Origin of the sequence: Paracoccus shandongensis, from assembly GCF_017315735.1 — a bacterium.
In the GTDB taxonomy this organism is placed as follows: domain Bacteria; phylum Pseudomonadota; class Alphaproteobacteria; order Rhodobacterales; family Rhodobacteraceae; genus Paracoccus; species Paracoccus shandongensis.
In genome coordinates, this window is record NZ_JAFLRK010000026.1 from 1 (window position 1) to 26,969 (window position 26,969).

Sequence of the window (26,969 nt, forward strand, 5' to 3'; positions counted from 1 at the left end):
AGCGGCCGGGCGCTTGGCGGCCGTCGCCTGGCGCGGCGCGGCGGGGGCGGGGGCCTTGATGGCGGCGACGGCCTGCGCGACCTCGGGCGTGGCGGCGGATGCGCAGCCGGTTTCCGTCTTGCCCGACACGGTCAGGCGCGCGGTGAAGGGGAAGGTCTGGTCCGCCATCGTGTCCTGGCATTCCGCCGCGCGGACGTTCAGCACGAAGGGACGGCCCGCATGGACGCCCACGTATTCCACACCCTGCGCGAAGGCCAGGCGGTTCACGCGGATCGGGCGGCCCTTCTGGTTGTCGGGCGTCTTCCAGATCGCGGTGCTGCCCGCCACATCGACGGCCCAGAAGGGCTCGTTCCCGCGCGCGCTGAAGGCGGCGGTGTTGTAGGTCGCGGGTTCGGCGGTGGACACGGGGCGAATCTCGGCCCCCGTCTCGATCGGCTGTTCCAGGGGCGAGACGCCCGGCGGGCCCTTGTGGCCCTGGACCTGCGGTTCGGCATCGCCAAGCTGGGGAAGGTTCACGCCTTCGCAGGCAGCCAGGGGCAAGGTCATCAGCGCGATGAGAGCAAGACGCGGTGTCATCGGTCAGCCTTCTATGGGGATCACTGTCGCGCCAGCGTTAGCAACCGCCGCGCGGCGGCACAAGCGCGTGAGGGCGGCGATGGCAACAGCCCGCCGCATCGCCCATCAACAATTCGGCACGTTGACCGCCAGCCCGCCCAGCGAGGTTTCCTTGTATTTGTCGCTCATGTCGCGGCCGGTCTGGCGCATGGTCTCGATGGCGGCGTCCAGCGGCACGAAATGCGTGCCGTCGCCGCGCAGCGACAGGCTGGCCGCGCTGACCGCCTTGATCGCGCCAAGGCCGTTCCTTTCGATGCAGGGCACCTGCACCAGGCCGCGCACGGGGTCGCAGGTCATGCCCAGGTGATGTTCCAGCGCGATTTCCGCCGCGTTTTCCACCTGTTCCGGCGTGCCGCCCAGGACCGCCGCCAGACCCGCCGCAGCCATGGCGGACGCGCTGCCCACCTCGGCCTGGCACCCGGCCTCGGCCCCCGAGATCGAGGCGTTGTGCTTGACCAGCCCGCCGATGGCCGAGGCCGTCAGCAGGAACTCGGGGATGTCGCGTTCGGACGCGCCGGGGACGTGGTCCAGCCAGTATCGGATCACGGCGGGCACGGTGCCCGCCGCGCCGTTGGTGGGGGCGGTGACGACCTGGCCGCCTGCCGCGTTCTCCTCGTTCACGGCCATGGCATAGGTGGACATCCAGTCGTTGATGACATGGGGCGCGGTCAGGTTCATGCCGCGTTCGGCCAGCAGCTTTTCGTGGATCGCCTTGGCGCGGCGCTTGACCGACAGCCCGCCGGGCAGGATGCCGTCGGTCGTCAGCCCCCGGTCCATGCAGTCGCGCATCACCTGCCAGATCCGCATCAGCCCGTCGCGGATCTCGGCATCGCTGCGGAACACGCGTTCGTTGTCGTGCTTCATCCGGGCGATGCTTTTGCCCGAGGCCCTGGCCATCGCCAGCATCTCGGCCGCGCTGGAGAACGGATAGGGGACGGCGGGCGCATCGTCGCTGCGTTTTTCGTCGCCCTTGCGGGCCAGTTCCTCGTCGGTCAGCACGAAGCCGCCGCCGATGGAGTAATAGATGCGGTGGAAGATCACGTCGCCCTGTGCGTCCGTGGCCGACAGGGTCATGCCGTTGGCGTGCCCCGGCAGCGCATGGTCGAAATCGAAGCGCAGGTCGCGGTCGGGGTCGAAGACCAGATCGCCCAAACCATCCGGCGACAGGAGGCGCGTCTGGCGGTTCGCAGCCAGCGCGGCCTCGGCGGCATCCGCGTCCAGCGTGGCGGGGACAAACCCTGCAAGGCCCAGGATCGTGGCGCGGTCGGTCGCGTGGCCCTTGCCGGTAAAGGCAAGGCTGCCGTGCAGGCTGGCGCGCAGCCCGTGCGCGCGGAACGGCTGCTGGCGCAATTCGTCCAGGAACCGCGCACCGGCCACCATCGGACCCATGGTATGCGAGGATGACGGGCCGACGCCCACCTTGAACAGGTCGAAAACCGACAGGAACATCTGTCCCCCTTGTATTTTGGCATTCATCTAAGCATCTGCCTGGCCAAAGACCATTCCGATTGCGACAGTCGGACGGGATCTTAGCGACATGCGCCCGACCAGGAACTGCTTTGAAATTGGGCTATGTGCATCAAATATAGGCAGTTGGCCGGATGGTTAAACAGGCGGCAGGATGGCCGCGGCGGGCAATCTTGCGGCTGCCGCAGGCAGGGTGAAGGAACAGGTTATGCAATTCGGCGATCCGATCATTCTTGGCGACACGCGGCTTGGGCCGCCGGTGTTCCTGGCGCCCATGGCGGGAATCACCGACCTGCCGTTCCGCCGTGCGGTTGCGCGATACGGCGCGGGGCTGATGGTCAGCGAAATGGTCGCCTCGACCGAGATGGTGACGCCGCGCCCGTCCACCCGCGCCGCTGTCCGGGCCAAGGCGCTGACCGAAGGCGCGCTGCCCGTCAGCGTGCAGATCGCCGGGCGAGAAGCCGGTGCCATGGCCGAAACCGCCCGCATCGTCGAAGGCATGGGTGCGCGGATCATCGACATCAACATGGGCTGCCCGGCCAAGAAGGTCACGGGCGGGCTGTCGGGCGCGGCCTTGATGCGCGACCTCGACCACGCGCTGACGCTGATCGACGCGGTGGTGGGCGCGGTATCCGTGCCCGTCACGCTGAAGATGCGGCTTGGCTGGGATGATGACTGCCTGAACGCCGCCGACCTGGCGCGGCGCGCCACGGATGCGGGCGTGCGGATGCTGACCGTGCATGGCCGGACGCGGGCGCAGTTCTACAAGGGGCAGGCCGACTGGGGGCGCATCCGCGCGGTGGCGGACCTGTCGGGCCGCCCGCCTCTGGTCGCCAATGGCGACGTGGTGGACGCGGCATCCGCCCGCGCGGCGCTGGCGGCATCCGGGGCGGAGGCGGTGATGGTCGGGCGCGGCGCGCAGGGCGCGCCCTGGCGGCTGGCGCAAATCGCGCATGACCTGGTGGGCGCGTCCGCCCCCGACGTGCCGCAGGGGGACGCCCTGGCCGACGCGGTGGCCGAACATTACGAGGATATCCTGGATTTCTACGGCATCGACCTGGGCCTGCGCGTCGCGCGCAAGCACCTCGGCTGGTATGCGGATGCGCATGGCGCCCCTCTGCGCGACCGGATGCTGCGCGCCGACAGCCCCGCCGAAACGCTGGCCCTGATCGCCCGGGCTTTCGGCGACGTACGGGTGGCCGCATGACGCGCCGCAGCAGCCCCGCCGGTTTCCAGGAGGTCCATCCCGGTCCCGGCTGGGATGCCCTGCCGCTGCCTGCCCTGGTGCTGGACGACCAGGGCCGCGTCACCGCGATGAACGACGCGGCCGAGGTCTGGCTGAACCTGTCCCGCAACTCGACCCTGGGCCGCACGCTTGACGGGGACGAGATGGGCGCGCGGCTGCGCATCCATCCGTCCTTGTCGCCGCTGGTCTTCCGCGTCGTCCAGGGGGACGAACCCCTGTATCAGCCCAATGTCCGGTTCGAGATCGGCGACCGCGCGGGCGGCCATCAGGAACGCCGCGCCCTGGTCCATGCCGGGCCGGGGGGCCAGTTGGGAAGCGGCGTCACGCTGTTGCTGGTGCCCCAGGACGAGGCCGGGTTGCAATCGCAGAACCGCGCCGTGCGCACCGCCGCCCGCAGCGCCATCGGCATGGCCGAGATGCTGGCGCACGAGATCAAGAACCCCCTGGCCGGCATCCGCGGCGCGGCGCAGCTGATCGGCATGAACGCATCCCCCGAGGACCGCGAGATGGCCGAGATGATCGTCAGCGAATCCAGGCGCATCGTGTCGCTGCTGGAACAGGTGGAACGCTTCGGCGACACCTCGGCCCCGAACCTGCGGGCGGTCAATGTCCATGACGTGCTGGAAAAGGTCCGCCGGTCCGCCGCCGTGGGCTTTGCCAGGAAGATCGGCATCGTCGCGGAATACGACCCGTCCTTGCCCGATGCCCTGGCCGATGCGGACCAGTTGACCCAGGTCTGCCTGAACCTGGTCAAGAACGCGGCCGAGGCGCTGAAGGACACCGACCGCCCCGCGATCCGGCTGCGCAGCTTTTATGACCACGCCCTGCGCCTGCCGCCCGACGAATCCGACCCGACCGGCCGCCCCTTGCCCCTGCAGATCGAGATCGAGGACAACGGCCCCGGCCTGCCCCCCGCCATCGCCGACCAGGTCTTCGAGCCCTTCGTGTCGGGCCGGGAAAACGGCACCGGCCTGGGGCTGGCGCTTGTCAGCAAGATCATCACCGACCACGGCGCGCTGATCCGCGTGGACAGTCGCCCCGGCCGCACCGTTTTCCGCATCTCATTGCCCAAGGCATAAGGACCGACGCCATGGACGGAACCGTTCTGATCGCCGACGACGACCGCACCATCCGCACGGTGCTGACACAGGCGCTGACCCGCGCGGGCTGCCGCGTCCACGCCACGGGCAGCCTGGCGCAACTGTCGAAATGGGTCGAGGAAGGGCGCGGCGATCTGGTCATCACCGACGTGATGATGCCCGACGGCAACGGCATCGACCGCATCCCCGCCATCCGCGAGGCCCGGCCCGACCTGCCCGTCATCGTGATTTCCGCCCAGAACACCATCGTCACCGCCATCCGCGCGACCGAGGCCGAGGCCTTCGAATACCTGCCCAAGCCCTTCGACCTGCCCGACCTGATGACCAAGGCCAACCAGGCCCTGTCGCGCCGCCCGCGCAAGTCCGACCCGGTTCCCGACGCCGTGGCCCCGCGTCCCGCCGCCGATCCGGCCATGCCGTTGATCGGCCACGCGCCCGCCATGCAGGCGCTGTTCCGCATGGTGGCGCGTGTCCTGAACGCCGACCTGCCGGTCCTGATCGCGGGCGAACCGGGCGTCGGCAAGACCACCATCGCCCGGTCCTTCCACGACCTGTCCGACCGGCGCGACAACGGCCTGGCGATCCTGACCTCGGCCGATGCGACCGAGGAGGCGATCATCCGCGCCGCCGACAAGGCGCGCGGCGGCACGGTCGTGATCGAGAACCCGGCGGGCTTCGATCCCGCCGCGCAGGCCCGGCTGATCGGGCTGATCGAATCGCTGGAAAGCGGCCCCGACCGCGCGATGGCCCCCCGCATCGTGGCGACCACCGGGCCGGACCCCCAGGCCGACGTGGCGGCGGGGCGGCTGCGGTCGGATCTGTATTACCGGCTGGCAGGCGTCACTGTGACGGTGCCGCCCTTGCGGGCGCGGGTCGATGACATCCTGCCCCTGGCCAGCCACCTGCTGGCCCGCGCGGCAACGCAGGGCCTGCCCGACCGCACGCTGGGCGACGACGCGGCTAGCCTTTTGCGCGCCCATGCCTTTCCCGGAAACGTGCGCGAGCTGGAAAACATGATGCGCCGCCTGGCCCTGACCGCCAGCGGCGCCACCATCACCGCCCCCGAGATGCGCGAGGCGCTGAGCCAGGGGGGCGGCACCCGCGCCGCCCCCATCGCCGCGATGCCCATGCCGGTGACGGCGCCCGCCAGCGACAGCACGCTCTCCGCCCCCTATCAGCTGGGTGGCGGCAACGGCCCCCTGTCGGATTCGGTCGAGGCGCATCTGCAGCGATACTTCGACCTGCATGGCGACAGCCTGCCGCCTCCGGGCCTTTACGACCGCATCCTGCGGGAAATCGAGCGGCCTCTGCTTCAGGTTGCGCTGGACGCCACGGGCGGCAACCAGCTGAGATGCGCCGACCTGTTGGGAATAAACCGCAATACCCTGCGCAAGAAGCTGACCGAGCTGAATATCGAGGTGACACGGCGCCGCAAACTGATGTAAAACCGCCACAGGGGCAGCGCCAGCCGTATCGGCGCTGCAACAGAAAGCCGCGTCAGACGGCAGGCGGGGGCAATGGCAGGTGCCGCATCAGGGTTGAGCTGGGACAGGCTCGCAGGGATCAAGCTGCCGCGTCACTGGCGCGGCGCCATGGCCGTGGCCGTTATCGCGGTCGGCATCCTTCTGGCGATCGCCACGATGACCGTGCTTGGCCCGCTGGCCCAGGGCGCCGAAAGCCGGATGCTGCGGCTGATCCTGCTGCTGGATCTGGTTTACCTGATCCTTCTGATCGGCATCATCGTGCTGCGCATGGCCCGGCTGATCACCGCGCGCCGCAAGACCGCCGCCGGATCGCGGCTGCACGCGCGCCTTGTGCTGATCTTTGCGGGCCTGGCCCTGGTGCCCACGGTGCTGGTCGCGCTGTTCGCGGGATTCCTGGTCAATATCGGGCTTGAAGGCTGGTTCTCGGGCCGGGTGCAGCAGGTGGTCACGACCTCTCAGGCGGCGGCGGAGGCGTATCAAGAGGAACACCGCCGCGACCTGACCGCCGATGCGACCGCGCTTGCGGGCGTGCTGACCCAGGCCGGCCGCGCCAATCCCATGATCGACGACGGCGAACTGCGGCTGCTGCTGGGGCAGGGGCAGGCGATGATCCAGCGCGGCTTGCGCGAGGCCTATGTCATCAACGGCAATGCCGAGATCCGCGCGCGGGGCGAACGGTCCTATCTGTTCTGGTACGAGGCACCCTCCAGCAGCGACCTGGACCGTGCGCAAACCGAAGGCGTGGTGCTGATCGAGGATTGGCAGAACAACGAGTTCCGCGCCCTTGTCGCCCTGCCGCCCCTGGCCGACCGCTACCTGTATGTGACGCGCGACGTGGACGGCAGCCTGCTGGGCCTGGTGGACGATACGCGCGCGACCGTGGGCAGCTATCGCCAGCTGGAACAGACGCGCAGCCAGGTGCTGTTCGAGTTTTCCCTGGTCTATCTGGCCTTTGCGCTGCTGCTGGTGGCCGCCGCCGTGCTGCTGGGCCTGTGGTTCGCGTCCCGCCTGTCGCGGCCCATCGGCCTTCTGGCGCAGGCCAGCGAACAGGTCGGGCGCGGCAACCTGGACGTGCAGGTGCCCGAACCCGACACGGGCGACGAAATCCAGACCCTGGGCCAGTCCTTCAACCGCATGACCCGGCAGCTCAAGGCGCAGCGGGCGGAACTGATCGACAGCTATCGCATCAGCGACGAACAGCGGCGGCTGTTCGACAATGTGCTGTCGTCCGTCACCTCGGGGGTGATCGGCTTGGATGCAGCGGGGGAAATAGACTTCGTGAACCGATCGGCCAGCCGGTTGCTGGGGTTGGACGCCAAGCGCGACATCGACGCCCTGCTGTCCGAGGCGGTGCCCGAGTTCGCGCCGCTGTTCGACCGCCTGTCGGCATCCGTCGCGGAAACCGTGCAGGACGAGGTGCGCCTGATGCGCGAGGGCCGCGTCGAAAGCCTGCTGGTGCGCATGGCCGTCCGGCGCGGCACCGACGGCGACCTGGAGGGCTATGTCGTGGCCTTCGACGACGTGACCGAGCTTGTCACCGCGCAGCGCATGGCCGCCTGGGGCGATGTGGCCCGCCGCGTCGCGCACGAGATCAAGAACCCCCTGACGCCCATCCAGTTGTCCGCCGAACGCCTGCGCCGCAAGTTCGGCAAGCTGGCCAGTCCCGAGGACAAGGCGTCCCTTGACCAATACACCGACGTGATCATCCGCCAGACCGGAGACCTGCGCCGGATCGTGGACGAATTCAGCCGCTTTGCCCGGATGCCCGAGCCCGACCGGGCCGAGATCGACCTGGCCGCCCTGCTGCGCGAGGTCGCGCTGTTGCAGCACGACGCGCTGAAGGGGGCCTTGCAGGCGCAGATCCCGGACCAGCCGGTGATCGTCGATTGCGACGGGGGAATGCTGCGGCAGGCCTTCACGAACCTGATCAAGAACGCAGGCGAAGCCATTGAGGAAAAGCGCGAAAGCCCGCCGGACGGCTGGGTGCCGCAGATCACGGTCGCCATGCAGGCCGATCACGATGCCGTCACCATCCGCATAACCGACAACGGCCCCGGCCTGCCCGCCGACAGGTCGCGCCTGTTCGAGCCCTATGTGACGATGAAATCCGGCGGCACCGGCCTGGGCCTGCCCATCGTCAAGAAGATCGTCGAGGAACATGGCGGCAGCCTGTCGCTGTCCGACCGGCCCGACGGCCCCGGCGCCATCGCCGAAATCCGCCTGCCGCGGGAACGGCACCCCGTGCGCGGCGCGCAACGCAAGACAAAAACAAAAGAAGATGAGGCAGCACCGATATGAGCGATATCCTGATCGTTGACGACGAACGCGATATCCGCGAACTGGTCGCGGACATCCTGAAGGACGAGGGGTTCGAGACGCGCCTTGCCGCGAACTCGGACGAGGCGCTGGCGGCGCTGAACGACCGCCAGCCCGCGCTGATGGTCTTGGACATCTGGCTGAAGGACAGCCGGATGGACGGGATCGACATCCTGAAACAGGTCAAGCGCAACAACCCCGACGTGCCCGTGATCATCATCTCGGGGCACGGCAACATCGAGATCGCGGTGGCGGCGATCAAGCAGGGCGCCTATGACTTCATCGAAAAGCCCTTCAACATCGACCAGCTGATGGTGGTGGTGAACCGCGCGATGGAGGCCAGCCGGTTGCGGCGGGAAAACAGCACCCTGCGCCGCGGCGGCGACCGCGCGGCCGAGATGCTGGGCCATTCCGTCGCCTTCAAGCGGCTGCGCGACGCGCTGGACAAGGTGGCGAAATCCAACGGCCGCGTGATGCTGTCGGGCGAGCCGGGCACCGGCAAGGAAATGGCCGCCCGCTATATCCACGCCCACAGCCCGCGCAGCAATGCCCCCTTCATCACCGTCCCCTGCGCCACCATCGAGCCCGAGCGGATGGAGGAGGTTCTGTTCGGCCGCGAAACCCCCGAACGCGGCGTCGAGCCCGGCCTTCTGGAACAGGCCCATGGCGGCGTCATCTATTTCGACGAAGTGGGCGACATGCCGCTGGGCACGCAGCCGAAGATCCTGCGCGTGCTGACCGAACAGCAGTTCGTGCGGGCAGGGGGCGCGGACCGGGTGCGGGTGGATCTGCGGGTGATTTCCTCGACCAACCGCGACCTGCCTGCGGAAATCGCGGCGGGCCGGTTCCGACAGGAACTCTATGACCGGCTGAACGTGGTGCCGGTGGCGGTCCCCTCGCTGGCGGAACGGCGCGACGACATCGCCCTTCTGGCGCGGCATTTCATCGACGGATTCCACAAGACGCAAGGCCTGACGCCCCGCGAATTGCCCGAGGAAACCGTGGCCGCGCTGCAATCCATGCGCTGGCCCGGCAACATCCGCCAGTTGCGCAACGTGATCGAACGCGTGCTGATCCTGGCCGAGGAAAGCGGCCCGATCCAGCCCACTGAACTGGAACCCCAGGGCGCCACGCCCGACAACAGCGATGCCCTGTCGCTTGGGCCCCAGATCACCGCCATGGCCCTGCGCGAGGCGCGCGAGATGTTCGAACGCGAATACCTGGTGGCCCAGATCAACCGTTTCGGCGGCAACATCAGCCGCACCGCGCAATTCGTCGGCATGGAGCGCAGCGCCCTGCACCGCAAGCTGAAATCGCTGGGCGTCGTCGGCGGGATGCGCCCCGAGGACGAATTGCTGATGGGCAAGTAGCCAGGCGTGGCCGGCAGCGCGCCTTGGCGATGCCGCCGGCCCCGTTCCGGATCCCGGACCCGGGGCATCAACCCCTTTTTTCAGCACGTTCGTTTCAGATGCAGCCTTGGGTTGAGGCCGGGTTTCCCCGTGGCGGATACCTGCCCTTGCAGGACAGTTGCGCCATGCGGCCGGGCGGCATAGGCAAGGATGACGGACAAGACCTGCGGGAAAAGGGGCGGCCATGAAGATCATCATCTGCGGCGCGGGTCAGGTGGGCTGGCAGATCGCCCGGCACCTGGCGGGCGAACGCAACGATGTCACGGTCATCGACAACAACGCCGAACTGATCCGCCGCGCCACGGATGCGCTGGATGTCCAAGGCGTGACCGGGTTCGCCAGCCATCCCGACGTGCTGGACCAAGCGGGCGCGCGCGATGCCGACCTGATCATCGCCGCCACCCATTCGGACGAGGTGAACATGGTCACCTGCCAGGTCGCCCATACCGTCTTCCAGGTGCCCCGCAAGATCGCGCGCCTGCGCTCCAGCGCCTATCTGGAAGCGATCTATTCGGACCTTTACACCACCTCGAACCTGCCCATCGACGTGGTGATCAGCCCGGAACGCGAGGTCGCGAACGCCGCCCTGCAACGCCTGTCCGCGCCGTCCACATTCGACGTGGAAACCTTCATGAACGGCAGGGTCCAGCTTCTGGGCATCCTGCTGGAGGACGACTGTCCCGCGCTGAACACGCCCCTGCGGCAATTGAGCGACCTGTTTTCCACCCTGCGCGCCATTGTCGTGGGCGTGCGCCGCCAGGGGCGGCTGTTTGCGCCGGAACCGGGCGACCAGCTTTTCGCCCGCGACCAGATCTATGTCTTCAGCCACCGCGAGGATGTGGGCCGCACGCTGGAAATCTTCGGCAAGCCGCCCTTGAAGCAGGAACGCATCGCCATCATCGGGGCGGGCAATGTGGGCCTTGCCGTGGCGCAGGCACTGGAAACACGTCCCGACCGCATCCGCGCCAAGCTGATCGAACGCGACCGGGGCCGGGCCGAATATGCCGCCGACCGGCTGGAACGGACCATCGTGCTGAACGGCGACGGCCTTTCCGCCGAACTGCTGGAGGAAGCCGCCGTGCCCACCGCCGACGCCGTTCTGGCCGTGACCGACGACGACAAGACCAACATCCTGGCGTCCGTCCGGGCCAAGCAGGCGGGGGCCAAGCTGGCGATCGCGCTGATCAACGATCCCACGCTGGTGTCGCTGATGGATGTGCTGGACATCGACGCCTATATCAGCCCGCGCTCGACGACCGTGTCCACCATCCTGCGCCATGTCCGCCACGGCCGGGTGCGCGACATCTATTCCATCGGCGATGCCGAGGCCGAGGTGATCGAGGCGCAGGCGCTGTCCACATCGCCCATATCCGGCCGGGCGATCCGGGACATCGAATTTCCCGAAGGCGTGCTGATCGGCGCCGTGCAAAAGGGCGACCGCATCGTCAAGCCCGCGCCGGATACGCGGATCGAGGAAGGCGACATCATCCTGATCTTCGCCCTGACCAAGGACGTGCCAGAGGTCGAGCGCCTGTTGCAGGTCTCGATCGACTTCTTCTGAACCGCCATGACCATGCTGCTGCGCCTGCCCCTGTTCGTCATCCTGGCCGCCATGACCGGGCTGGCGATGATGGTGCCCGCGGGCTACGCCTCGGTCAGCGACCACGAGGATCTGGCGCGCAACTTCTTCTATTCCGGGCTTCTGGTGCTGGTCGGGGCGGGGCTGGTGGGTCTTGCGACGGCGGCCAATCCCCATCAGGTGCGGGCGCGCGACACGCTGCTGGCGATGCTGGCGGTCTTCGGGGGGATGCCGCTGGTCATGGCGCTGCCCTTTGCCGAGTCGATGCCCGACACGGGCCTGTTCAACGCCTGGTGGGAAATGACATCGGCGCTGACGACCACCGGGGCCTCGCTTTATTCCGCCGACCTTCTGCCCCTGCCGCTGCACCTGTGGCGGGCCATGGCGGGCTGGATGGGCGGCTTCTTCATCCTGGCGGCCGCCACCGCCATCCTGGCCCCCCTGCATATCGGCGGGTTCGAGATCATGGCCCGCCCCCATGGCCGCCCCGAATACATCGACCGGCTTCCCCGGTCCGCCGATCCCCTGGACCGCAACCCGCATCTGTCCTCGCCGGTGTTCCACACCCGGCTGGCCCATCCGCATTTCCGGCTGATGCGGTCGGCGGCGCAGGTCTTTCCGGTCTATGCCGGGCTGACGCTGGCCTTGTGGCTGGTTTTGCTGCTGCTGGGCGACCCGGCGCTGATCGGGCTGTGCCGGGCCATGGGCACGCTGTCCACCAGCGGGATTTCCCCGGTGCTGGGGCCGCCCGGCGCCGCCTCGGGCCTAGCCGGAGAGGTGGCGGTCTTCCTGTTCCTGATCCCCGCCCTGTCGCGCCGCTTCTGGCCTGGCGGCGGGCAGTTGCGCGCCAGCGACAAGCTGCGGGACGACCCGGAACTGCAGATGGCGGGCGGGCTGGTCGCGCTGGTGGCGCTGTCGCTGTTCGCGCGCCATTTCCTGGGCGCGATCGAGGCCGAGCAGGCCCCCGAAGGATCGCTGGAACTGCTGCACGACCTGCGCAACGGGCTTGCCGCCTTCTGGGGCGGGCTGTTCAACGCGCTCAGCTATCTGACGACGACCGGCTGGACCTCGATCGACTGGCAGGGGGCGCGGGCCTGGTCGGGCCTGGCCTCTCCGGGCCTGATCCTGGCGGGGCTGGCGATGATGGGCGGCGGGGTGGCGACCACGGCGGGGGGCGTCAAGCTGTTGCGCGTCTATGCCCTGGCCCGCCACGGGCAACGGGAGATGGAACGGATCGTGCATCCGAACTCCATCGCGGGCGGGGGGCAGATCGCCCGCCGCCTGCGGCGCGAGGGGGCATACCTGGCCTTCATCTTCTTCATGCTGTTTGCCACATCCATCGCCGTGGTGGTGGCCCTTGTCTCGATCCAGCGCATCGAGATCGAGACGGCCACGATCCTGTCCGTCGCCGCGCTGACGAATACCGGCCCCCTGGCCGCCGCCATCCCCCTGACCCCGGCCTTCCAGGCCAGCGCCGGCATCGCCTCGGCCCCGTGGGAGGGGTGGTCGGGCCTGCCCGTCTTCACCAAGACGGTCCTGGCGGGGGCGATGATCGTCGGCCGGATCGAGACGCTGGCCGTTCTTGCGCTGTTTTCGCCACAGTTCTGGCGCCGCTGAGACCTGCGTTCCTTCAGGGCGCGACATGCTTGCAAGGGCTTCATCAAGCGCATAAACGTGAAGTCCGACCGGGACAGTAAAAACGGAAAAACAATGGCTGGCGACAAGCAGAACCTGCAGGACGCGTTCCTCAATCACGTCCGCAAGGCGAAGGTGCCTGTCACGATCTTCCTGATCAACGGCGTCAAGTTGCAGGGCGTCATCACCTGGTTCGACAATTTCTGCGTGCTGTTGCGCCGCGATGGTCAGTCGCAACTGGTCTACAAGCACGCCATCAGCACCATCATGCCGGGCCAGCCCATTTCGCTTTACGAAGGCGAGGACTGATTGGCAGAACCCACCGCGACCGAGGCGAAACCGACCCGCGCCTATGTGATCCACCCGGATCTGGCCAGCCGGACCCAACGGCGCGAACCCGAACACGCCCTGGCCGAGGCCGTGGCCCTGGCCCATGCCCTGCCGGGCATCGAGATCGTGGGCGAGGAGGTCGCGCGCCTGCGCAAGCCCGATCCCGGCCGTCTGTTCGGCAAGGGCAAGCTGGCCGAGATCGGCGAACGGCTGAGCGCGGCCGAGGTCGATCTGGTTCTGGTCGATGGCCCGGTGTCCCCGGTGCAGCAGCGCAACCTGGAAAAGGACTGGGGCGTCAAGCTGCTGGACCGGACCGGGCTGATCCTGGAAATCTTCGCCGACCGCGCCCGCACCCGCGAGGGCGTGTTGCAGGTGGAACTGGCGGCGCTGTCCTATCAGCGCACGCGGCTGGTCCGCGCCTGGACCCACCTGGAACGCCAGCGCGGGGGCCTTGGCTTCGTGGGCGGTCCCGGCGAAACCCAGATCGAGGCCGACCGCCGCGCCATCGACGAACAGATGACCCGGCTGCGCCGCCAGCTGGACCGCGTGGTCAAGACCCGCACCCTGCACCGCGCCGCCCGCGCCAAAGTGCCCTATCCCATCGTGGCGCTTGTCGGCTATACCAACGCCGGCAAATCCACGCTGTTCAACCGCCTGACCGGGGCCGAGGTTCTGGCCAAGGACATGCTGTTCGCCACGCTGGACCCGACCATGCGCGGCGTCCGCCTGCCGGGTGCCAATGGCGGGCAGGGGCGCAAGATCATCCTGTCCGACACCGTGGGCTTCATCAGCGACCTGCCCACCGAACTGGTCGCCGCCTTCCGCGCCACGCTGGAGGAGGTGCTGGAGGCCGACCTGATCCTGCATGTCCGCGACATCAGCCACCCCGAAACCGAGGAACAAGCCGCCGACGTGGCCGAGATCCTGGAATCGCTGGGCGTGGATGAGAACGTGGCCCTGATCGAAGTCTGGAACAAGATCGACGCCCTGTCCGCCGACACCCGCGCCGCCCTGCGCCGCACGGATGCGCGGACCCAGGGCATCCAGGCCGTCAGCGCCCTGACGGGCGAGGGTCTGGACGACCTGATCGCCGCCATCGACGCCCATCTGACCGAGGCGCTGGACGAGCCGAAGGTTGAGGCGACCGTGACGCTGCCCTTCTCGGACGGCCGACGCCGGGCCTGGCTGCACGAGGCGGGGGTGGTGCAGCGCGAGGAAAGCGGTGAAGCGGGCCTGACGCTGCATCTTCTATGGACGGCCCGGCAGAAGGCAGGCTTCGAGGCCCAGTAGGGTGCGTGCTTGCACGCACCGGATTGCGCCCGGCCATGGTGCGTGTGAACACGCACCCTACGCCCGATCCGAAGCGACCCGTAAGGGTGGGGTTTCACCCCACCATCACGCTGCCCAATCCACCGGTTGCCGCCCCTGCGCCTCCAGCCAGGCATTGATCCGCGAGAACGGCTTGCTGCCGAAGAACCCCCGCCGCGCCGACAGGGGCGAGGGATGCGCCGTCGCGATCACCAGATCCTGCGGTCGCGGCAGCCCCGCCATGGCCTTCTGCGCGTGCGCGCCCCACAGCAGGAAGGCCAGCGGCCCGTGCTTCTGCGCCTCTGCCACCGCATCCCGGGCCAGCCGGTCCCATCCCCAGGACGCGTGACGCCCGGCATCGCCCGGCGGCACCGACAGCGAGGTGTTGAGCAGCAGCACCCCCTGATGCGCCCAGCCTGACAGGTCGCCCGTGGCGGGGGCCGCGCCCACATCGTCGCGCAGTTCCGTGAAGATGTTCTTCAGCGACCGGGGCAGGGCCACCTCGGGCGCGACGGAAAAGGCCAGCCCGTTCGCGTGTCCCGGCGTGGGGTAGGGATCCTGGCCCAGGATGACGACGCGCACCTGTCCGGGCGGGGTGGCCTCCAGCGCGGCGAAGACCAGGGCGGGGCCGGGCAGCCAGTCGTCCAGGCCCTCCAGCCGGTCGCGGATCGCGGGCCAGTCCTGCCGGAAGAAGGGCAGGTGGTCCCAGGCCGCAGGGGGCTTCATGCCTCGGGCGCCCCGGTGACCTGCGACAGGCGGGTCAGGCGGTCCAGGGCCGCGCCGCTGTCGATGGATTCGGCGGCCATGACAGCGCCTTCCCGCAGGTCGCCCACCTTGCCCGCGATCATCAGCGCGGCGGCGGCGTTCAGCAGAACGGCATCGCGATAGGCCCCCCGCTCGCCGGTCAGAAGGGCGCGGAAGGCGGCGGCGTTTTCGTGCGGCTCGCCGCCGATGATCGCCTCGAAGGGGTGGCGGGGCAGGCCCGCATCCTCGGGCGTCACCACAAATTCGCTGATCTCGCCGTCCTTCAGCGCGGCGACATGGGTTTCGCCCGCGATGCTGATCTCGTCCGTGCCGTCCGCGCCATGGACCAGCCAGGCGGCGTCGCTGCCGAGATCCCGCAGGACCTCGGCCATGGGGCGGATCCATTGGGTGCTGAAGGCGCCGGTCAACTGGCACCGGACCGAGGCCGGATTTGTCAAAGGCCCCAGCAGGTTGAAGACGGTTCTTGTTCCCAGTTCCGCGCGCGGGGGCCCCACATGGCGCATGGCGGGGTGGTGCATCGTGGCCATCATGAAGCAGATGCCCGCCTCGCGCACCGCCTGCTGCGCGACCGCAGGACCGCCCATCACGTTGATGCCCATGGCCGTCAGCGCATCCGCCGCGCCCGATTTCGACGACAGGTTGCGGTTGCCGTGCTTGGCGACCGGCACCCCCGCGCCCGCCACCACAAAGGCCGTCGCGGTCGAGATGTTCAGCGTCCCCTTGCCATCCCCGCCGGTGCCCACGATGTCGATGGCGCCTTCAGGTGCGGTGATGCGGTTCATCCGCTTGCGCATGGCGCGGGCGGCGGCGGCGATCTCGTCCACCGTCTCGCCCCGCACGCGCAGCGCCATCAGCAGCCCGCCGATCTGGGCGGGGGTGGCCGCGCCGTCGAACAGGGCGGAAAAGGCGGCCTCGGCCTCGGTCCCCGTCAGGGGGCGGGTGGCGGCGATGCCGATCAGCGGGCGGATGTCGGTCCCGCTCATGCGGCGGCCTTGCGGGGCGCGCAGCGGGACAGGAAGGTGCGGATCATCTCGTGCCCGTGTTCGGAGGCGATGGATTCGGGGTGGAACTGCACGCCCTCGATGGGCAGGGCCTCGTGGATCAGGCCCATGATGGTGCCGTCGTCCGATGTCGCGGTGACGCGCAGGCAGTTGGGCAGGTCATCCGGGCGCACCGTCAGCGAATGATACCGCGTCGCCGTCACGGGCGAAGGCAGGCCGGCAAAGACCCCCGTGCCGTCATGGCTGATGGCGTCGGTCTTGCCGTGCATGATGCGGTTGGCGCGCACGACGGTGCCGCCGAAAGCCTCTCCGATCGCCTGATGACCCAGGCAGACGCCGAACAGCGGGATGGCCCGGTCGGCGGCGGCGCGGATCAGGTCCAGGCAGATGCCCGCCTGGGCCGGATCGCAGGGACCGGGAGAGATCACGATTCCGTCAGGCTGCATCGCCAGCGCCTCCTCCACGGTCAGGGCGTCGTTGCGGCGCACGACGACCTCGGCCCCCGCCTCGGCCAGGTAATGCACGAGGTTCCAGGTGAAGCTGTCGTAGTTGTCGATCAAAAGGATCATGCTGGTGCGCCCTGATATGGTGGCGGTTTCCCCGCCTGAACGGGTCCGCTATAGATGGGCCAAAGCGCGCCGGGGGGTCAAGACCGGCACGGGCATGAAGGGGCACATGGCACGCGGTTTCTGGACAGGTTTCTTGCACGGCGGCGCCGTCAGCATCGCCGCCGTGGCCGCTTTGTCGCTGGCCGCGCCGGTGCCGCAGGGGGAAACGGACCCCGTGGCCGAGGCCGTGGACCTGCCCGTCGGATCCGAGTTCGGCCGGGGCGGCGACGTGGTTCCCTCGGCCCCCGCGCCGCTTGCGCCCGGACGCCCCGATCAGCCCGAGGCGCCTGCGGTCATGGCGCCCACCTCGGAGCCCGTGCCGGTCGCCATCACCGCCGCCGAGCCGCGCCCCCAGCCTGCGGGCCAGGGGGACGGCCCGGTCCAGGGCATCCCGGCTGCGGGCGAGGATGCGCCGGACCTCGACCGCCCCGCCGCCCTGCCGCAGCCTGCAATCCTTGCCGCGCCGGGCAGGACCGTCGCCGATGCGCCCGATGCCGCGCCCGCCATCCCCGGGGACCAGCCGGCATCGCCCGCGGCACCTGGCCTGCCCGCGCCCGCGCTGGATCTGTCGCTGCCGCCCGACCTCTCTGACCTGCAAGGCCTGTCCCGTGATTGACCTCTTGCCGCTGAACCCCGCCCTTGCCGCCACCTTCGCGCCCCCGGTGATGGAGGCGCGGCGCTGGCTGGCGGGCGTGACCTTCCCGCCGGACCGCCCGCTGATCAATGTCAGCCAGGCCGCCCCGGTGGATCCCCCGCCCTTGGCGCTGCGTCAGGCGATGGCGGATGCGGCGCTGCACCGCCCCGAGGCGCATCTTTACGGCCCCGTGCTGGGCAACCCCGACCTGCGCGCCGCCGTGGCGGCGGAATTTTCCCGCAGCTATGGCGGCGCGGTCGTGCCTGGGCAGGTGGCGATCACGCAGGGCTGCAACCAGGCTTTTTGCGCCGCCGTCACGACCCTGGCCCAGGCGGGGGATGAGGTGATCCTACCGACGCCCTGGTATTTCAACCATAAGATGTGGCTGGACATGCAGGGCATCCGCGCGCTGCCCTTGCCCTGCGACGAGGGCCTGCTTCCCGATCCCGACCGCGCCGCCGCCCTGATCGGGCCGCGCTGCCGGGCCATCGTGCTGGTGACGCCCAACAATCCGTCAGGCGCGGAATATCCGGTGGATCTGGTGGCGCGGTTCTTCGATCTGGCGCAAGCCCGGGGGATCGCGCTGATCCTGGACGAGACCTATCGCGACTTCGACAGCCGGGATGGCGCGCCCCATGACCTGCTGTCCCGCCCGGGCTGGGACCGCACCCTTGTCCAGCTTTACAGCTTTTCCAAGGCCTATCGCCTGACCGGCCACCGGGTCGGCGCGCTGATCGCGTCCGAGCCGCGCATGGCGCAGGTCGAGAAGGTCTTGGACACGGTGGCGATCTGCCCTTCGCAACTGGGGCAGATCGGGGCCTTGTGGGGGATGGAGAACCTTGGCGGCTGGCTGGCGCAGCAGCGGGCGGAAATCCTGGCGCGGCGCACGGCCACGGTGGCGGCGCTGTCGGCCCTGCCGGGCTGGCGGGTGAAAAGCGCGGGCGCCTATTTCGCCTGGGTGGAACATCCCTTCGCCGCATCCTCGGCCGATCTGGCCCGCCGCATGGTGGCCGATATCGGCGTCCTGGCGCTACCCGGCACCATGTTCGTGCCCCCGGACGATCCCGCTGGCCCCCGCCACCTGCGCATCGCATTCGCCAATATCGACGCGGCGCGGATCACCGGGCTTGCCGCACGGCTGCGTGTGTTCGGGGGCTGACAGGCTTGTCGCGGGGCCGCGCGCGCCCTAAAGAAACCCGACACGACCACGAGGGAAGGCCGGGCCATGAAGAACCTGCGGACACACGGGAAATCCACCATCGTCTGGATCCTGATGGGCCTGATGATCCTGGGGCTTGGCGGCTTCGGCGTGACCAGCTTCTCGGGCGGGTCCAGCGCCATCGGCTCGGTCGGCGGCACCACCATCACCGCCGAGGATTACGCCCGCGCGCTGCGTCAGCAGATGAACGGGTATCAGCAGCAGACCGGCCAGCCCCTGACCATGGCCCAGGCCCAGGCCATCGGGCTGCCGCAGGCCGTGCAGTCGCAACTGATCACCGCCGTCGCGCTGGAGGAACAGGCCCGCCGCATCGGCGTGTCGGTGGGCGACGACAAGGTGCGCCAGACCATCGTGGAAGCGCCCGCCTTCCAGGGCCCGACCGGCAGCTTCGACCGCGCCGCCTATGCCGACGTGCTGCGCCGCGAGAACCTGACCGAGGCCGAGTTCGAGCGCGAGGTCCGCACCGACGAGGCCCGCCTGCTGATCCAGCGCGCCGTGGCGGGCGGGATCGCCGCGCCGAAACCCGCCGTCGAGACCACGGCCAGGTGGATCCTGGAACGCCGCGACGTGGCCTGGCGCGAACTGACCCCCGAGATGCTGCCCGCCCCCGTCGCGGAACCCGACGAGGCCGCGCTGAAGGCCTGGCACAGCGCCAATGCCGACCGCTTCACCGCGCCCGAGTTGCGCAAGATCACCTATGCCTGGCTGACGCCCGAGATGCTGGCCCCGACGGTCCAACTGGACGAGGCCGCCCTGCGCGCCGCCTATGAGGCCAATCTCGACGAATACCAGCGGCCCGAACACCGGCTGGTCAGCCGCCTGGTCTTCCCCTCGGCCGAGGAGGCGCAGGCCGCCAAGGCGCAGATCGACGCGGGCACCGCGCCCTTCGAGACCTTCGTGGTCCAGCGCGGCTTGCAGCCCGAGGATGCCGAACTGGGCGAGGTGTCCCAGGCCGACCTGGGCCCCGCGGGCGAGGCGGTCTTTGCCCTGGACCAGCCCGGCACCGTCGGCCCGATCCAGACCGACCTGGGCCCCGCGCTGTTTTCCGTCCACGCCATCCTGGAGCCGGTGGACATCCCCTTCGAGCAGGCGCAACAGGATCTGCGCGCCGAGGCCGCCCTGGACCGCGCCGCCCGCACCATCGAGGAGCGGTCGGCCGAATACGAGGATCTGCTGGCCGGCGGCGCCACGCTGGAGCAGGTGGCCGAGGAAACCGAGCTGGAACTGGGCACCATCGACTGGTCGGCCGACGCCCCGCCCGCAGAAGGCAGCATCGCCGGTTACCAGGCCTTCCGCGACCGGGCGGCTGAAATCTCGGAAGCCGATTTCCCGGAACTGGCCAACCTGGACGACGGCGGCGTCTTTGCGCTGCGGCTGGACCAGGTCGTGCCACCGACGCTGAAGCCCTTCGAGGAGGTCCGCGAGGAAGTCGAGGCCGACTGGCGCCGGGCGGAGGCGCATCGCCAGCTTCTGGCCCTGGCCGAGGAACAGCGCCTGTCCCCCGCCACGCCCGAGGGCCAGCCCGCCCCGCAATGGACCGAAGTCAAGGACATCACCCGCGACGGCTGGATCGAGGGCGCGCCCTCTGCTGCCGTCGCCCGCGCCTTCGCCATGGCCGAGCCGGGCGAGGTCGAGGTCGTCGATGCCGAAAACCGGGTGATCTTGCTGCGCCTTGACGCCATCGACGAGGCCGACCTGGCGGACGAGGACGCGCTGCGCGTCACTGACGCCGTGCGCGGCCGCCTGGGCCAGTCGCTGCAATCGGACATCTTCGATTACTACGCCCGCGCGGTGCAGCGCGATGCGGGCATCCAGTTGGACCAGCAGGCGATCAACGCCATCAACGCGCAGGTCCAGTGATGGAACTGGCACCCGACTTCGCCGCCTTCGAGGCCGCGTGGAACGCAGGCCAGAACCAGCTTGTAACCATCCGCCTGGCCGCCGACCTGGACACGCCGGTCAGCCTGATGCTGAAGCTGGCGGAAGCCGCGCCCATGTCCTTCATGCTGGAATCGGTCACGGGGGGCGAGGTCCGGGGCCGTTATTCCATCGTCGGCATGAAACCCGACCTGATCTGGGACTGCCGCGACGGCAAGGCGCGCATCAACCGGCAGGCGCGGTTTTCCGACGACTTCCAGCCGGACGACCGTCCCGCGCTGGACAGCCTGCGCGCGCTGATCGCGGAAAGCCGGATCGAGGCGATGCCCGAGGGCGTGCCCCCCGTCGCGGCGGGCCTGTTCGGCTATCTGGGCTATGACATGATCCGGCTGGTGGAACACCTGCCGCATGTGAACCCCGACCCGCTGGACCTGCCCGACGCCATGCTGATGCGCCCGTCCGTCGTGGCCGTGCTGGACGGCGTGAAGGGAGAGGTCACGCTGTGCGCCCCCGCCTGGCGCAACGGCGGCGACAATGCGCGCGCGGCCTATGCCCAGGCGGCCGAGCGGGTGATGGACGCGCTGCGGTCGCTGGACCGCCAGCCGTCCGAACCCCGCGCCCTGGGCCATGACGCCCGGATCGGCGAGCCGGTGTCGAACTTTTCCAAGGCCGATTATCTGGCGGCGGTGGAAAAGGCCAAGGATTACATCCGCGCAGGCGACATCTTCCAGGTCGTGCCGTCGCAACGCTGGCGGATGGATTTCCCGCTGCCGCCCTTTGCGCTGTATCGCAGCCTGCGCCGCACCAACCCTTCGCCCTTCATGTTCTTCCTGAACCTGGGCAGCTTCCAGATCGTCGGCGCGTCCCCCGAAATCCTTGTGCGCCTGCGCGACGGAGAGGTGACGATCCGCCCCATCGCGGGCACCCGTCCCCGTGGCGCGGACGAGGCCCAGGACCGCGCGCTGGAGGCCGACCTGCTGGCCGACCGGAAGGAACTGGCCGAACACCTGATGCTGCTGGATCTGGGCCGCAACGATGTGGGCCGCGTGGCGAAGCCCGGCACCGTCCGCCCGACCGAGCAATTCGTGATCGAACGATACAGCCACGTCATGCATATCGTCAGCAACGTGGTGGGCGAGTTGCGGGATGGCGAGGATGCGCTGTCCGCCCTGCTGGCGGGCCTGCCCGCGGGCACCGTGTCCGGCGCGCCCAAGGTCCGCGCGATGGAGATCATCGACGAGCTGGAACCCGAAAAGCGCGGTGTCTATGGCGGGGCGGTGGGTTACTTCGCCGCCAATGGAGAGATGGACATGTGCATCGCCCTGCGCACGGGCGTGCTGAAGGACGGCGCGCTGTATATCCAGGCGGGCGGCGGCGTCGTTTATGACAGCGACCCGGAATCCGAGTTCACCGAAACCGTGAACAAGAGCCGCGCCCTGCAACGGGCCGCCGAAGGTGCCGCGCGCTTCGTGCGCGGCAACTGAACGACAAACGGCCCCCGCGCAAGGGGGCCGTCCGTGTCGTGGTGCGACAAGGGATCAGTTGGCCGGGGGGGTCGTGGTGCCATCCGCCGCCGGGGCGGCCGCGTCGGACCCCATCGGCGGGGTCGCGGGCGTTTCCGCCGTATCCGCCGGGGCAGGGGCGCCCGTTGCCGCGGCGTCGGTCGAGGCCGCAGGGGCCGTGGTCGTGGACGCCGCCGAATCAGGGGTCGCGACCGGCGCGCCCGGCATCGGCGCCGTGGTCATGGTGCCTTCGGCTGCGGTGCCGCCGGCGGTCATGCCGCTGTTGTCCGCGCCCGTGGCGCCCGCCGCATCCGGGGCCTGTTCCTGTTCGCGGAAGACATATTCCGGCGCGGCCTCGGCCTCTTCCTGGGTCAGGTCGCTGGTGATCTGCTGGGCGTCATAGTTGATCGTCAGCTGGTCCCACGGCACCGCGATCTGCTTTTCGCCGATCCCCAGGAAGCCGCCCACGCCGATCACGGCGGCCTTCATGGTGCCCGCCTCGGCATCGACGATCACGTCGTTGATCTCGCCGATGGCATTGCCGTCAGGAGAGTTGACGGTCGCATCGGTGATCCAGTCGATGCGCAATTCGTTTTCGGCCTGCTGCTGTTCGACCTTGCCGCTGGCCGCGACCGCAGCCTGGTCGGCGGCATCCGCCGCGTCAGCCGCTTCCTCGGTGTTCTCGGAGGCCGGAACCTCGGCGGCGGGGGCGGCCTCGGTTCCCATGGTGGTCGTGTCGGTGGCCGGGTCGGCGGGGGCAGGGGTGGTGGCGGTGTCCTGGGCCATCGCCGGTCCCATCACCAACGGCAGGACCAGGGCGGTGCTCAACATCAACTGGCGCATGTCTTTCCTCCTAATGTGGCGCGCGATGCGCGATTGAGGAAACAATGCCTGACCTGCCTGCCGGTTCCGCAGGCAATCCCGAATCCGGGATCAGTCCTCGCCGCGATAGGGCTGGACGTATTGCAGCGCCATGTCCCAGGGAAAGAAGATCCAGGTGTCCTGGCTGACCTCGGTCACATAGGTCTGGACCATCGGCTTGCCCTTGGGCTTGGCATAGACGGTGCCGAAATGGGCGCGGGGATACATCTCGCGGATCAGTTCCAGGGTGCGGCCCGAATCGACCAGGTCGTCGATGACCAGGATGCCCTCGCCATCGCCCATCAGCGCGGGATCGGGCTTGTTCAGCACCTCAAGCTGGCCCTGGCCCGCATCGGATCCCACGCCCTTGTAGGACCGGATCGAGATCGTGTCGATCACGCGGATGTCCAGTTCGCGCGCGACGATCATGGCGGGCACCAGCCCGCCGCGCGTGACGGCCACGACCGCGCGCCAGTCGGTGCCGTCCAGCCGCCAGGCAAGCGCCCGGGCGTCGCGGTGCAACTGGTCCCAGCTGACGTGGAAACCCTTTTCGTGCGGCAGGCGGTCGATCATTGAAGTCCCTTTCAGTGGCGCAGGATCAGCGACAGGCCCAGCAACCCGATGGCCAGCCCCGCTGTGCGGTCGATCCAGAATTTGGCGGCATAATAGCGCCGCCGCAGCCAAGGCAAAGCCATCAAGGATGCCAACGCGCTATAAAATGCCAGTTCCACGCCCGCTGCCGTGACGTAAATCGCCAGCTTGTCGCCCGCCGTCAGCAGAACGGGAAAGACCGACAGCAGTACCGCCGAGTAGAACAGCGCGGGCTTGGGGTTCGACAGGTTCAGCATCATGCCGCCCGTGAAACCCATCCCCCGGCTGCCGTCCGCCGGATCGGGCAGAGGGTCGGGGGCATGGCGCCACATCTTCCCCGCCACCCAGACCAGATAGGCCCCGCCCAGCACCTTCAGCGCGACATAGGTCCAGGGCAGCAGGCGAAAGACCACCGTGAGGCCCAAGAGCGCGAACAGGCACCAGACCGAGGCGCCGAGCGCCAGCCCCCAGGCATAGGGCAGCGCGCGCCTGCGCCCCAGGGCGAAGGCCCCCTGGCTGACCGCGATCACCCCGGGCCCGGGCGACAGGATCGCCACGGCCAGCGTGCCCACGAACAGCAAAAGCTGGTCGGCGGTGATGGTCATGGCCGCCGGTCAGTCCTTCTTGACCGTCGCGATATCCGGTGCATCGACCGCCTTCATGCCGACCACGTGATAGCCCGCATCGACGTGATGCGTCTCGCCCGTGACACCCGCGCCAAGCCGCGACAGCAGGTACAGCGCGGAATTGCCCACATCCTCTTGCGTGACATTGCGCCGCAGCGGAGAGTTCAGTTCGTTCCACTTCATGATATAGCGGAAATCGCCGATGCCGCTGGCCGCCAGCGTCTTGATAGGGCCGGCGCTGATCGCGTTCACGCGGATGCGGTCCTTGCCCAGATCCTCGGCCAGATAGCGGACCGAGGCCTCCAGCGCGGCCTTGGCCACGCCCATGACGTTGTAATGCGGCATCACCCGTTCCGCCCCGTAATAGGTCAGCGTCAGCAGGCTGCCCCCGTCGGGCATCATCGCCGACGCGTGCCGCGCCACGGCCGTGAAGGAATAGACCGAGATGTCCATCGTCATCAGGAAGTTATCGCGCGTCGTGTCGGCATAGCGGCCGCGCAGCTGGTCCTTGTCGGAAAAGCCGATGGCATGGACCACGAAATCCAGCGAACCCCATTCCCCCCGCAGCGTCTGGAACAGCGCGTCGATCGAGGATTCGTCGCTGACATCGCAGGGCAGCACCAGCGACGATCCCAGCTGCGCGGCCAGCGGATCGACGCGCTTTTTCAGCGCCTCGCCCTGATAGGAAAAGGCAAGCTCGGCCCCTTCGGCCGCGACGGCGCGGGCGATGCCCCAGGCAATCGACTTGTCATTCGCCAATCCCATGATGAGGCCGCGTTTTCCGGCCATCAGGCCCTGCTTCTGCTCGCTTGACATGTGCTGCCTTCCGCGCTTTCAACCCTTTGTGAAAGGTGCTTAGGCCAAAGGGGTGCAAGCATCAAGCGCAAGGACAAGCACCATGGCTGATCGAGACGGACTGTTCGCGGGCGACGACCCCTTCGACATCGCCCGCCGCTGGCTGGCCGAGGCCGAGGCGACCGAGCCGAACGACCCCAACGCCATCGCCCTGGCGACCGTGGACGCCGAAGGGATGCCCGACGCGCGCATGGTCCTGCTGAAGGAGATCGAGGGGCAGGGCGCGGACGGCAGCTTCGTCTTCTACACCAACTACGACAGCGCCAAGGGCCGCCAGATCGCGGCGACCGGCAAGGCCGCCTTCGTGATGCACTGGAAGTCCCTGCGCCGCCAGATCCGCGTGCGCGGCGATGTCACCCGTGTCGAGGGCGAACAGGCCGACGCCTATTACAACAGCCGCGCGCTGCAAAGCCGGCTGGGGGCCTGGGCCTCGCGCCAGTCGCAGCCGCTGGACAGCCGCGCCACGCTGGTCGCCGAAGTGGCAAAGCTAAGTTTACGCTACGGAACCCGTCCTCCGCGCCCGGCGTTCTGGGGAGGATTTCGCATTGTTCCGATCCAGATCGAGTTTTGGGCCGATGGCGCTTTCCGGTTGCATGACCGCTTCCGGTGGGACAAAGAGGCGAGTGGCAGTTGGTTTGTTCAGCGGCTGTCACCCTAGGGCTTGACGAGAGGTTTCCTGTGGCCGACGATGGAGAATGGCATCGAGCAGTTTTGCTTGCCATCCTTTTTCCGTAATTGACCGCCGCTCGTCTGGCACTATTTAACGGTTTTGTGGTTGATCCGAGGATAAAACAAAGACGCGTAGTGCGCATGTGGTGGTGAGATGACGGAAGAGAAAGGATTGAAGCTGGTATCAGGGCTGGTCAAGTGGTTTGACCCGGCCAAGGGCTATGGCTTCATCCTGAACGAGGAAGGCGGCGCGGATATCCTGTTGCACGCCAATGTCCTGCGGAATTTCGGCCGCAGTTCGGTGGCCGACCAGTCGCGCGTGACCGTCTGGATGCAGCCGACTCAGCGCGGCCTGCAGGCGACCGAGGTCGTGTCGATCGAGCCTCCGCTGTCCGAAGGCGCGCCGATCGCCGATCTGGACAACGGCGTGATCGAGCATCTGGAAACGCTTCCCCTTCACCCTGCCCGCGTCAAGTGGTTCGACAAGGCCAAGGGATTCGGTTTCGCCAATATCTTCGGCCATCCCGACGATGTCTTCCTGCATGTCGAGGTGCTGCGCCATTCCGGCTTTGCCGACCTGACCATCGGCGAGGCCATCGGCATCCGTGTCGTGGAAGGCCCGCGCGGCCTGATGGCGGCGCAGGTCACAAGCTGGGACCGGGGAACCGAGCAGGGCGCCCGGTCGCTCGACGCTCCGGGCCTTGGCGACCAGGCGCAAGAGATCAAGGACTTCATCACGCATGTCGCCGAATAAGGCGGCGCTTGCGGCCTTGGTCCTGTGGCTGGGCGCCGGGGGCGCATCGGCCGCGCCGGTGGCCTGTTCGCCCGGCAGCGTCACCTTCCAGACCCGTGGCGATCCCGTGGTGGTTCGGGTCGAGGTTTCGGACGACGAGGCCGAGCGTGCCCGCGGGTTGATGTTCCGGCGCAAGCTGGATCCGGGAACCGGGATGCTGTTCATCTATGACAACCCGCGCCCGGTCAGCTTCTGGATGCGCAACACCTATATCCCGCTGGATCTGGTCTTTCTGGACCAGACCGGCACGATCCGCCACATCCACCGCAATGCCGTGCCCCTGGACGAAACCCCGATCCCGGGCGCCGCGCCGGGTGATCCAAGGCCCGAGCGCCGGATGATCCTGGAAATCGGCGGGGGCGAGGCGGACCGGCTGGGCCTGGCCGTGGGCCAGCCCATGGCCCATCCCCGTCTGCCCCAGGATTTGGCCGCGCTGCCCTGCGGCTAGGGCTTTCCCCCGGCGGCATGTTGCGCTAAG

At 68.7% G+C, this 26,969-nt stretch carries 25 protein-coding genes; 16 read left to right on the forward strand and 9 right to left on the reverse strand.

Translation table 11 applies throughout. The features are described 5' to 3' along the window. On the reverse strand, nt 1–576 hold a 576-nt coding region (locus tag JX613_RS14370; RefSeq protein ID WP_207102157.1), incomplete at its 3' end, for a COG3650 family protein. A 105-nt stretch (nt 577–681) separates the two neighbouring features. Then, complete coding sequence (locus tag JX613_RS14375; protein ID WP_207102158.1) at nt 682–2,064, reverse strand: L-serine ammonia-lyase; 1,383 nt, start codon at nt 2,062–2,064, stop codon at nt 682–684. Nucleotides 2,065–2,290: 226 nt separating this feature from the next. Between JX613_RS14375 and dusB the strand changes: the two genes are divergently transcribed. The 9 genes from dusB (at nt 2,291) to hflX (ending at nt 14,471) form a co-directional block, all read left to right on the forward strand. Next, entirely contained in the window at nt 2,291–3,289 is a 999-nt protein-coding gene (dusB, locus tag JX613_RS14380) for a tRNA dihydrouridine synthase DusB (RefSeq protein WP_207102159.1), read from the forward strand. After that, entirely contained in the window at nt 3,286–4,407 is a 1,122-nt protein-coding gene (locus JX613_RS14385) for a two-component system sensor histidine kinase NtrB (RefSeq protein ID WP_207102160.1), read from the forward strand. The genes dusB and JX613_RS14385 overlap by 4 nt, the downstream gene beginning before the upstream one ends. A gap of 11 nt (nt 4,408–4,418) precedes the next feature. Further along, nucleotides 4,419–5,873 carry a response regulator gene (locus tag JX613_RS14390; RefSeq protein WP_207102161.1) on the forward strand — a complete coding sequence of 485 codons (1,455 nt, stop codon included), beginning with the start codon at nt 4,419–4,421 and terminating at the stop codon, nt 5,871–5,873. 72 nt (nt 5,874–5,945) lie between these two features. Then, nucleotides 5,946–8,210, forward strand: coding sequence for a sensor histidine kinase NtrY-like (locus tag JX613_RS14395; RefSeq protein WP_207102162.1), 2,265 nt, complete (start codon nt 5,946–5,948; stop codon nt 8,208–8,210). Beyond that, nucleotides 8,207–9,598, forward strand: a complete 1,392-nt coding sequence (ntrX, locus tag JX613_RS14400) for a nitrogen assimilation response regulator NtrX (RefSeq protein ID WP_207102163.1) — start codon at nt 8,207–8,209, stop codon at nt 9,596–9,598. Before JX613_RS14395 ends, ntrX begins: the two co-directional genes overlap by 4 nt. Before the next feature lie 223 nt (nt 9,599–9,821). Next, nucleotides 9,822–11,198 carry a Trk system potassium transporter TrkA gene (trkA, locus tag JX613_RS14405; RefSeq protein ID WP_207102164.1) on the forward strand — a complete coding sequence of 459 codons (1,377 nt, stop codon included), beginning with the start codon at nt 9,822–9,824 and terminating at the stop codon, nt 11,196–11,198. Nucleotides 11,199–11,204: 6 nt separating this feature from the next. Then, nucleotides 11,205–12,833 (forward strand): TrkH family potassium uptake protein, encoded by a 1,629-nt coding sequence (locus JX613_RS14410; protein WP_207102165.1) that lies wholly within the window; start codon nt 11,205–11,207, stop codon nt 12,831–12,833. A gap of 93 nt (nt 12,834–12,926) precedes the next feature. Then, nucleotides 12,927–13,160 carry an RNA chaperone Hfq gene (gene hfq, locus JX613_RS14415; protein WP_020949330.1) on the forward strand — a complete coding sequence of 78 codons (234 nt, stop codon included), beginning with the start codon at nt 12,927–12,929 and terminating at the stop codon, nt 13,158–13,160. Continuing rightward, the gene (gene hflX / locus JX613_RS14420) at nt 13,161–14,471 is read left to right on the forward strand and encodes a GTPase HflX (RefSeq protein WP_207102166.1); all 1,311 of its coding nucleotides are present in this window, start codon (nt 13,161–13,163) and stop codon (nt 14,469–14,471) included. Between the two features lie 105 nt (nt 14,472–14,576). Here hflX and JX613_RS14425 read toward each other — a convergent pair whose 3' ends face one another. The 3 genes from JX613_RS14425 to JX613_RS14435 are packed head-to-tail and all read right to left on the reverse strand — an operon-like array spanning nt 14,577 to nt 16,824. Further along, nucleotides 14,577–15,215 carry a uracil-DNA glycosylase gene (locus JX613_RS14425; protein ID WP_207102167.1) on the reverse strand — a complete coding sequence of 213 codons (639 nt, stop codon included), beginning with the start codon at nt 15,213–15,215 and terminating at the stop codon, nt 14,577–14,579. Beyond that, a complete protein-coding gene (gene trpD / locus JX613_RS14430) occupies nt 15,212–16,237 on the reverse strand; it encodes an anthranilate phosphoribosyltransferase (protein WP_207102168.1) in 1,026 nt (341 codons plus the stop codon). The genes JX613_RS14425 and trpD overlap by 4 nt, the downstream gene beginning before the upstream one ends. Continuing rightward, nucleotides 16,234–16,824 carry an anthranilate synthase component II gene (locus tag JX613_RS14435; protein WP_207102169.1) on the reverse strand — a complete coding sequence of 197 codons (591 nt, stop codon included), beginning with the start codon at nt 16,822–16,824 and terminating at the stop codon, nt 16,234–16,236. The genes trpD and JX613_RS14435 overlap by 4 nt, the downstream gene beginning before the upstream one ends. 106 nt (nt 16,825–16,930) lie before the next feature. On the opposite strand from JX613_RS14435, the gene JX613_RS19970 reads away from it, so the two are divergent. The 4 genes from JX613_RS19970 to trpE all read left to right on the forward strand — a co-directional run bounded on the left by JX613_RS19970 (nt 16,931) and on the right by trpE (nt 22,078). Further along, nucleotides 16,931–17,479, forward strand: a complete 549-nt coding sequence (locus tag JX613_RS19970; RefSeq protein WP_237168584.1) for a hypothetical protein — start codon at nt 16,931–16,933, stop codon at nt 17,477–17,479. Then, the gene (locus JX613_RS14440) at nt 17,472–18,656 is read left to right on the forward strand and encodes an aminotransferase (protein ID WP_336512310.1); all 1,185 of its coding nucleotides are present in this window, start codon (nt 17,472–17,474) and stop codon (nt 18,654–18,656) included. The genes JX613_RS19970 and JX613_RS14440 overlap by 8 nt, the downstream gene beginning before the upstream one ends. 66 nt (nt 18,657–18,722) lie before the next feature. Then, nucleotides 18,723–20,576, forward strand: coding sequence for a peptidylprolyl isomerase (locus JX613_RS14445; protein WP_237168585.1), 1,854 nt, complete (start codon nt 18,723–18,725; stop codon nt 20,574–20,576). Continuing rightward, on the forward strand, nt 20,576–22,078 hold the full coding sequence (gene trpE, locus JX613_RS14450; RefSeq protein WP_207102171.1) for an anthranilate synthase component I: 1,503 nt from the start codon (nt 20,576–20,578) through the stop codon (nt 22,076–22,078). The genes JX613_RS14445 and trpE overlap by 1 nt, the downstream gene beginning before the upstream one ends. A gap of 54 nt (nt 22,079–22,132) precedes the next feature. On the opposite strand, the gene JX613_RS14455 is transcribed toward trpE, so the two are convergent. The 4 genes from JX613_RS14455 to fabI form a co-directional block, all read right to left on the reverse strand. Beyond that, nucleotides 22,133–22,939 carry a PRC-barrel domain-containing protein gene (locus tag JX613_RS14455; RefSeq protein WP_207102172.1) on the reverse strand — a complete coding sequence of 269 codons (807 nt, stop codon included), beginning with the start codon at nt 22,937–22,939 and terminating at the stop codon, nt 22,133–22,135. A gap of 90 nt (nt 22,940–23,029) precedes the next feature. Continuing rightward, on the reverse strand, nt 23,030–23,530 hold the full coding sequence (gpt, locus tag JX613_RS14460; protein ID WP_207102173.1) for a xanthine phosphoribosyltransferase: 501 nt from the start codon (nt 23,528–23,530) through the stop codon (nt 23,030–23,032). Nucleotides 23,531–23,541: 11 nt separating this feature from the next. Further along, on the reverse strand, nt 23,542–24,153 hold the full coding sequence (locus JX613_RS14465) for a LysE family translocator (protein ID WP_237168586.1): 612 nt from the start codon (nt 24,151–24,153) through the stop codon (nt 23,542–23,544). Nucleotides 24,154–24,162: 9 nt separating this feature from the next. Then, nucleotides 24,163–24,990 carry an enoyl-ACP reductase FabI gene (fabI, locus tag JX613_RS14470; RefSeq protein WP_207102174.1) on the reverse strand — a complete coding sequence of 276 codons (828 nt, stop codon included), beginning with the start codon at nt 24,988–24,990 and terminating at the stop codon, nt 24,163–24,165. An 82-nt stretch (nt 24,991–25,072) separates the two neighbouring features. Here fabI and pdxH point away from each other — a divergent pair, with 82 nt between their 5' ends. The 3 genes from pdxH to JX613_RS14485 all read left to right on the forward strand — a co-directional run bounded on the left by pdxH (nt 25,073) and on the right by JX613_RS14485 (nt 26,939). Further along, nucleotides 25,073–25,687: a pyridoxamine 5'-phosphate oxidase gene (gene pdxH / locus JX613_RS14475; protein ID WP_207102175.1), complete on the forward strand. Its 615-nt coding sequence runs from the start codon at nt 25,073–25,075 to the stop codon at nt 25,685–25,687. Nucleotides 25,688–25,852: 165 nt separating this feature from the next. Continuing rightward, complete coding sequence (locus tag JX613_RS14480) at nt 25,853–26,452, forward strand: cold-shock protein (protein WP_207102176.1); 600 nt, start codon at nt 25,853–25,855, stop codon at nt 26,450–26,452. Further along, complete coding sequence (locus tag JX613_RS14485) at nt 26,439–26,939, forward strand: DUF192 domain-containing protein (protein WP_207102177.1); 501 nt, start codon at nt 26,439–26,441, stop codon at nt 26,937–26,939. Before JX613_RS14480 ends, JX613_RS14485 begins: the two co-directional genes overlap by 14 nt. Nucleotides 26,940–26,969: the final 30 nt, after the last annotated feature.

Excerpts from the sequence above, each read along its gene's own strand:
- hfq (WP_020949330.1), top strand. The coding sequence starts at position 12,927 with ATGGCTGGCGACAAGCAGAACCTGCAGGACGCGTTCCTCAATCACGTC.
- JX613_RS14465 (WP_237168586.1), bottom strand. The coding sequence starts at position 24,153 with ATGACCATCACCGCCGACCAGCTTTTGCTGTTCGTGGGCACGCTGGCC.
- ntrX (WP_207102163.1), top strand. The coding sequence starts at position 8,207 with ATGAGCGATATCCTGATCGTTGACGACGAACGCGATATCCGCGAACTG.
- JX613_RS14375 (WP_207102158.1), bottom strand. The coding sequence starts at position 2,064 with ATGTTCCTGTCGGTTTTCGACCTGTTCAAGGTGGGCGTCGGCCCGTCA.
- JX613_RS14435 (WP_207102169.1), bottom strand. The coding sequence starts at position 16,824 with ATGATCCTTTTGATCGACAACTACGACAGCTTCACCTGGAACCTCGTG.
- trpE (WP_207102171.1), top strand. The coding sequence starts at position 20,576 with ATGGAACTGGCACCCGACTTCGCCGCCTTCGAGGCCGCGTGGAACGCA.
- JX613_RS14445 (WP_237168585.1), top strand. The coding sequence starts at position 18,723 with ATGAAGAACCTGCGGACACACGGGAAATCCACCATCGTCTGGATCCTG.
- JX613_RS14390 (WP_207102161.1), top strand. The coding sequence starts at position 4,419 with ATGGACGGAACCGTTCTGATCGCCGACGACGACCGCACCATCCGCACG.
- JX613_RS14455 (WP_207102172.1), bottom strand. The coding sequence starts at position 22,939 with ATGCGCCAGTTGATGTTGAGCACCGCCCTGGTCCTGCCGTTGGTGATG.
- trpD (WP_207102168.1), bottom strand. The coding sequence starts at position 16,237 with ATGAGCGGGACCGACATCCGCCCGCTGATCGGCATCGCCGCCACCCGC.
- JX613_RS14425 (WP_207102167.1), bottom strand. The coding sequence starts at position 15,215 with ATGAAGCCCCCTGCGGCCTGGGACCACCTGCCCTTCTTCCGGCAGGAC.
- JX613_RS14410 (WP_207102165.1), top strand. The coding sequence starts at position 11,205 with ATGACCATGCTGCTGCGCCTGCCCCTGTTCGTCATCCTGGCCGCCATG.
- JX613_RS14385 (WP_207102160.1), top strand. The coding sequence starts at position 3,286 with ATGACGCGCCGCAGCAGCCCCGCCGGTTTCCAGGAGGTCCATCCCGGT.
- JX613_RS14480 (WP_207102176.1), top strand. The coding sequence starts at position 25,853 with ATGACGGAAGAGAAAGGATTGAAGCTGGTATCAGGGCTGGTCAAGTGG.
- JX613_RS14395 (WP_207102162.1), top strand. The coding sequence starts at position 5,946 with ATGGCAGGTGCCGCATCAGGGTTGAGCTGGGACAGGCTCGCAGGGATC.
- trkA (WP_207102164.1), top strand. The coding sequence starts at position 9,822 with ATGAAGATCATCATCTGCGGCGCGGGTCAGGTGGGCTGGCAGATCGCC.
- gpt (WP_207102173.1), bottom strand. The coding sequence starts at position 23,530 with ATGATCGACCGCCTGCCGCACGAAAAGGGTTTCCACGTCAGCTGGGAC.
- JX613_RS19970 (WP_237168584.1), top strand. The coding sequence starts at position 16,931 with ATGGCACGCGGTTTCTGGACAGGTTTCTTGCACGGCGGCGCCGTCAGC.
- pdxH (WP_207102175.1), top strand. The coding sequence starts at position 25,073 with ATGGCTGATCGAGACGGACTGTTCGCGGGCGACGACCCCTTCGACATC.
- JX613_RS14485 (WP_207102177.1), top strand. The coding sequence starts at position 26,439 with ATGTCGCCGAATAAGGCGGCGCTTGCGGCCTTGGTCCTGTGGCTGGGC.
- fabI (WP_207102174.1), bottom strand. The coding sequence starts at position 24,990 with ATGTCAAGCGAGCAGAAGCAGGGCCTGATGGCCGGAAAACGCGGCCTC.
- dusB (WP_207102159.1), top strand. The coding sequence starts at position 2,291 with ATGCAATTCGGCGATCCGATCATTCTTGGCGACACGCGGCTTGGGCCG.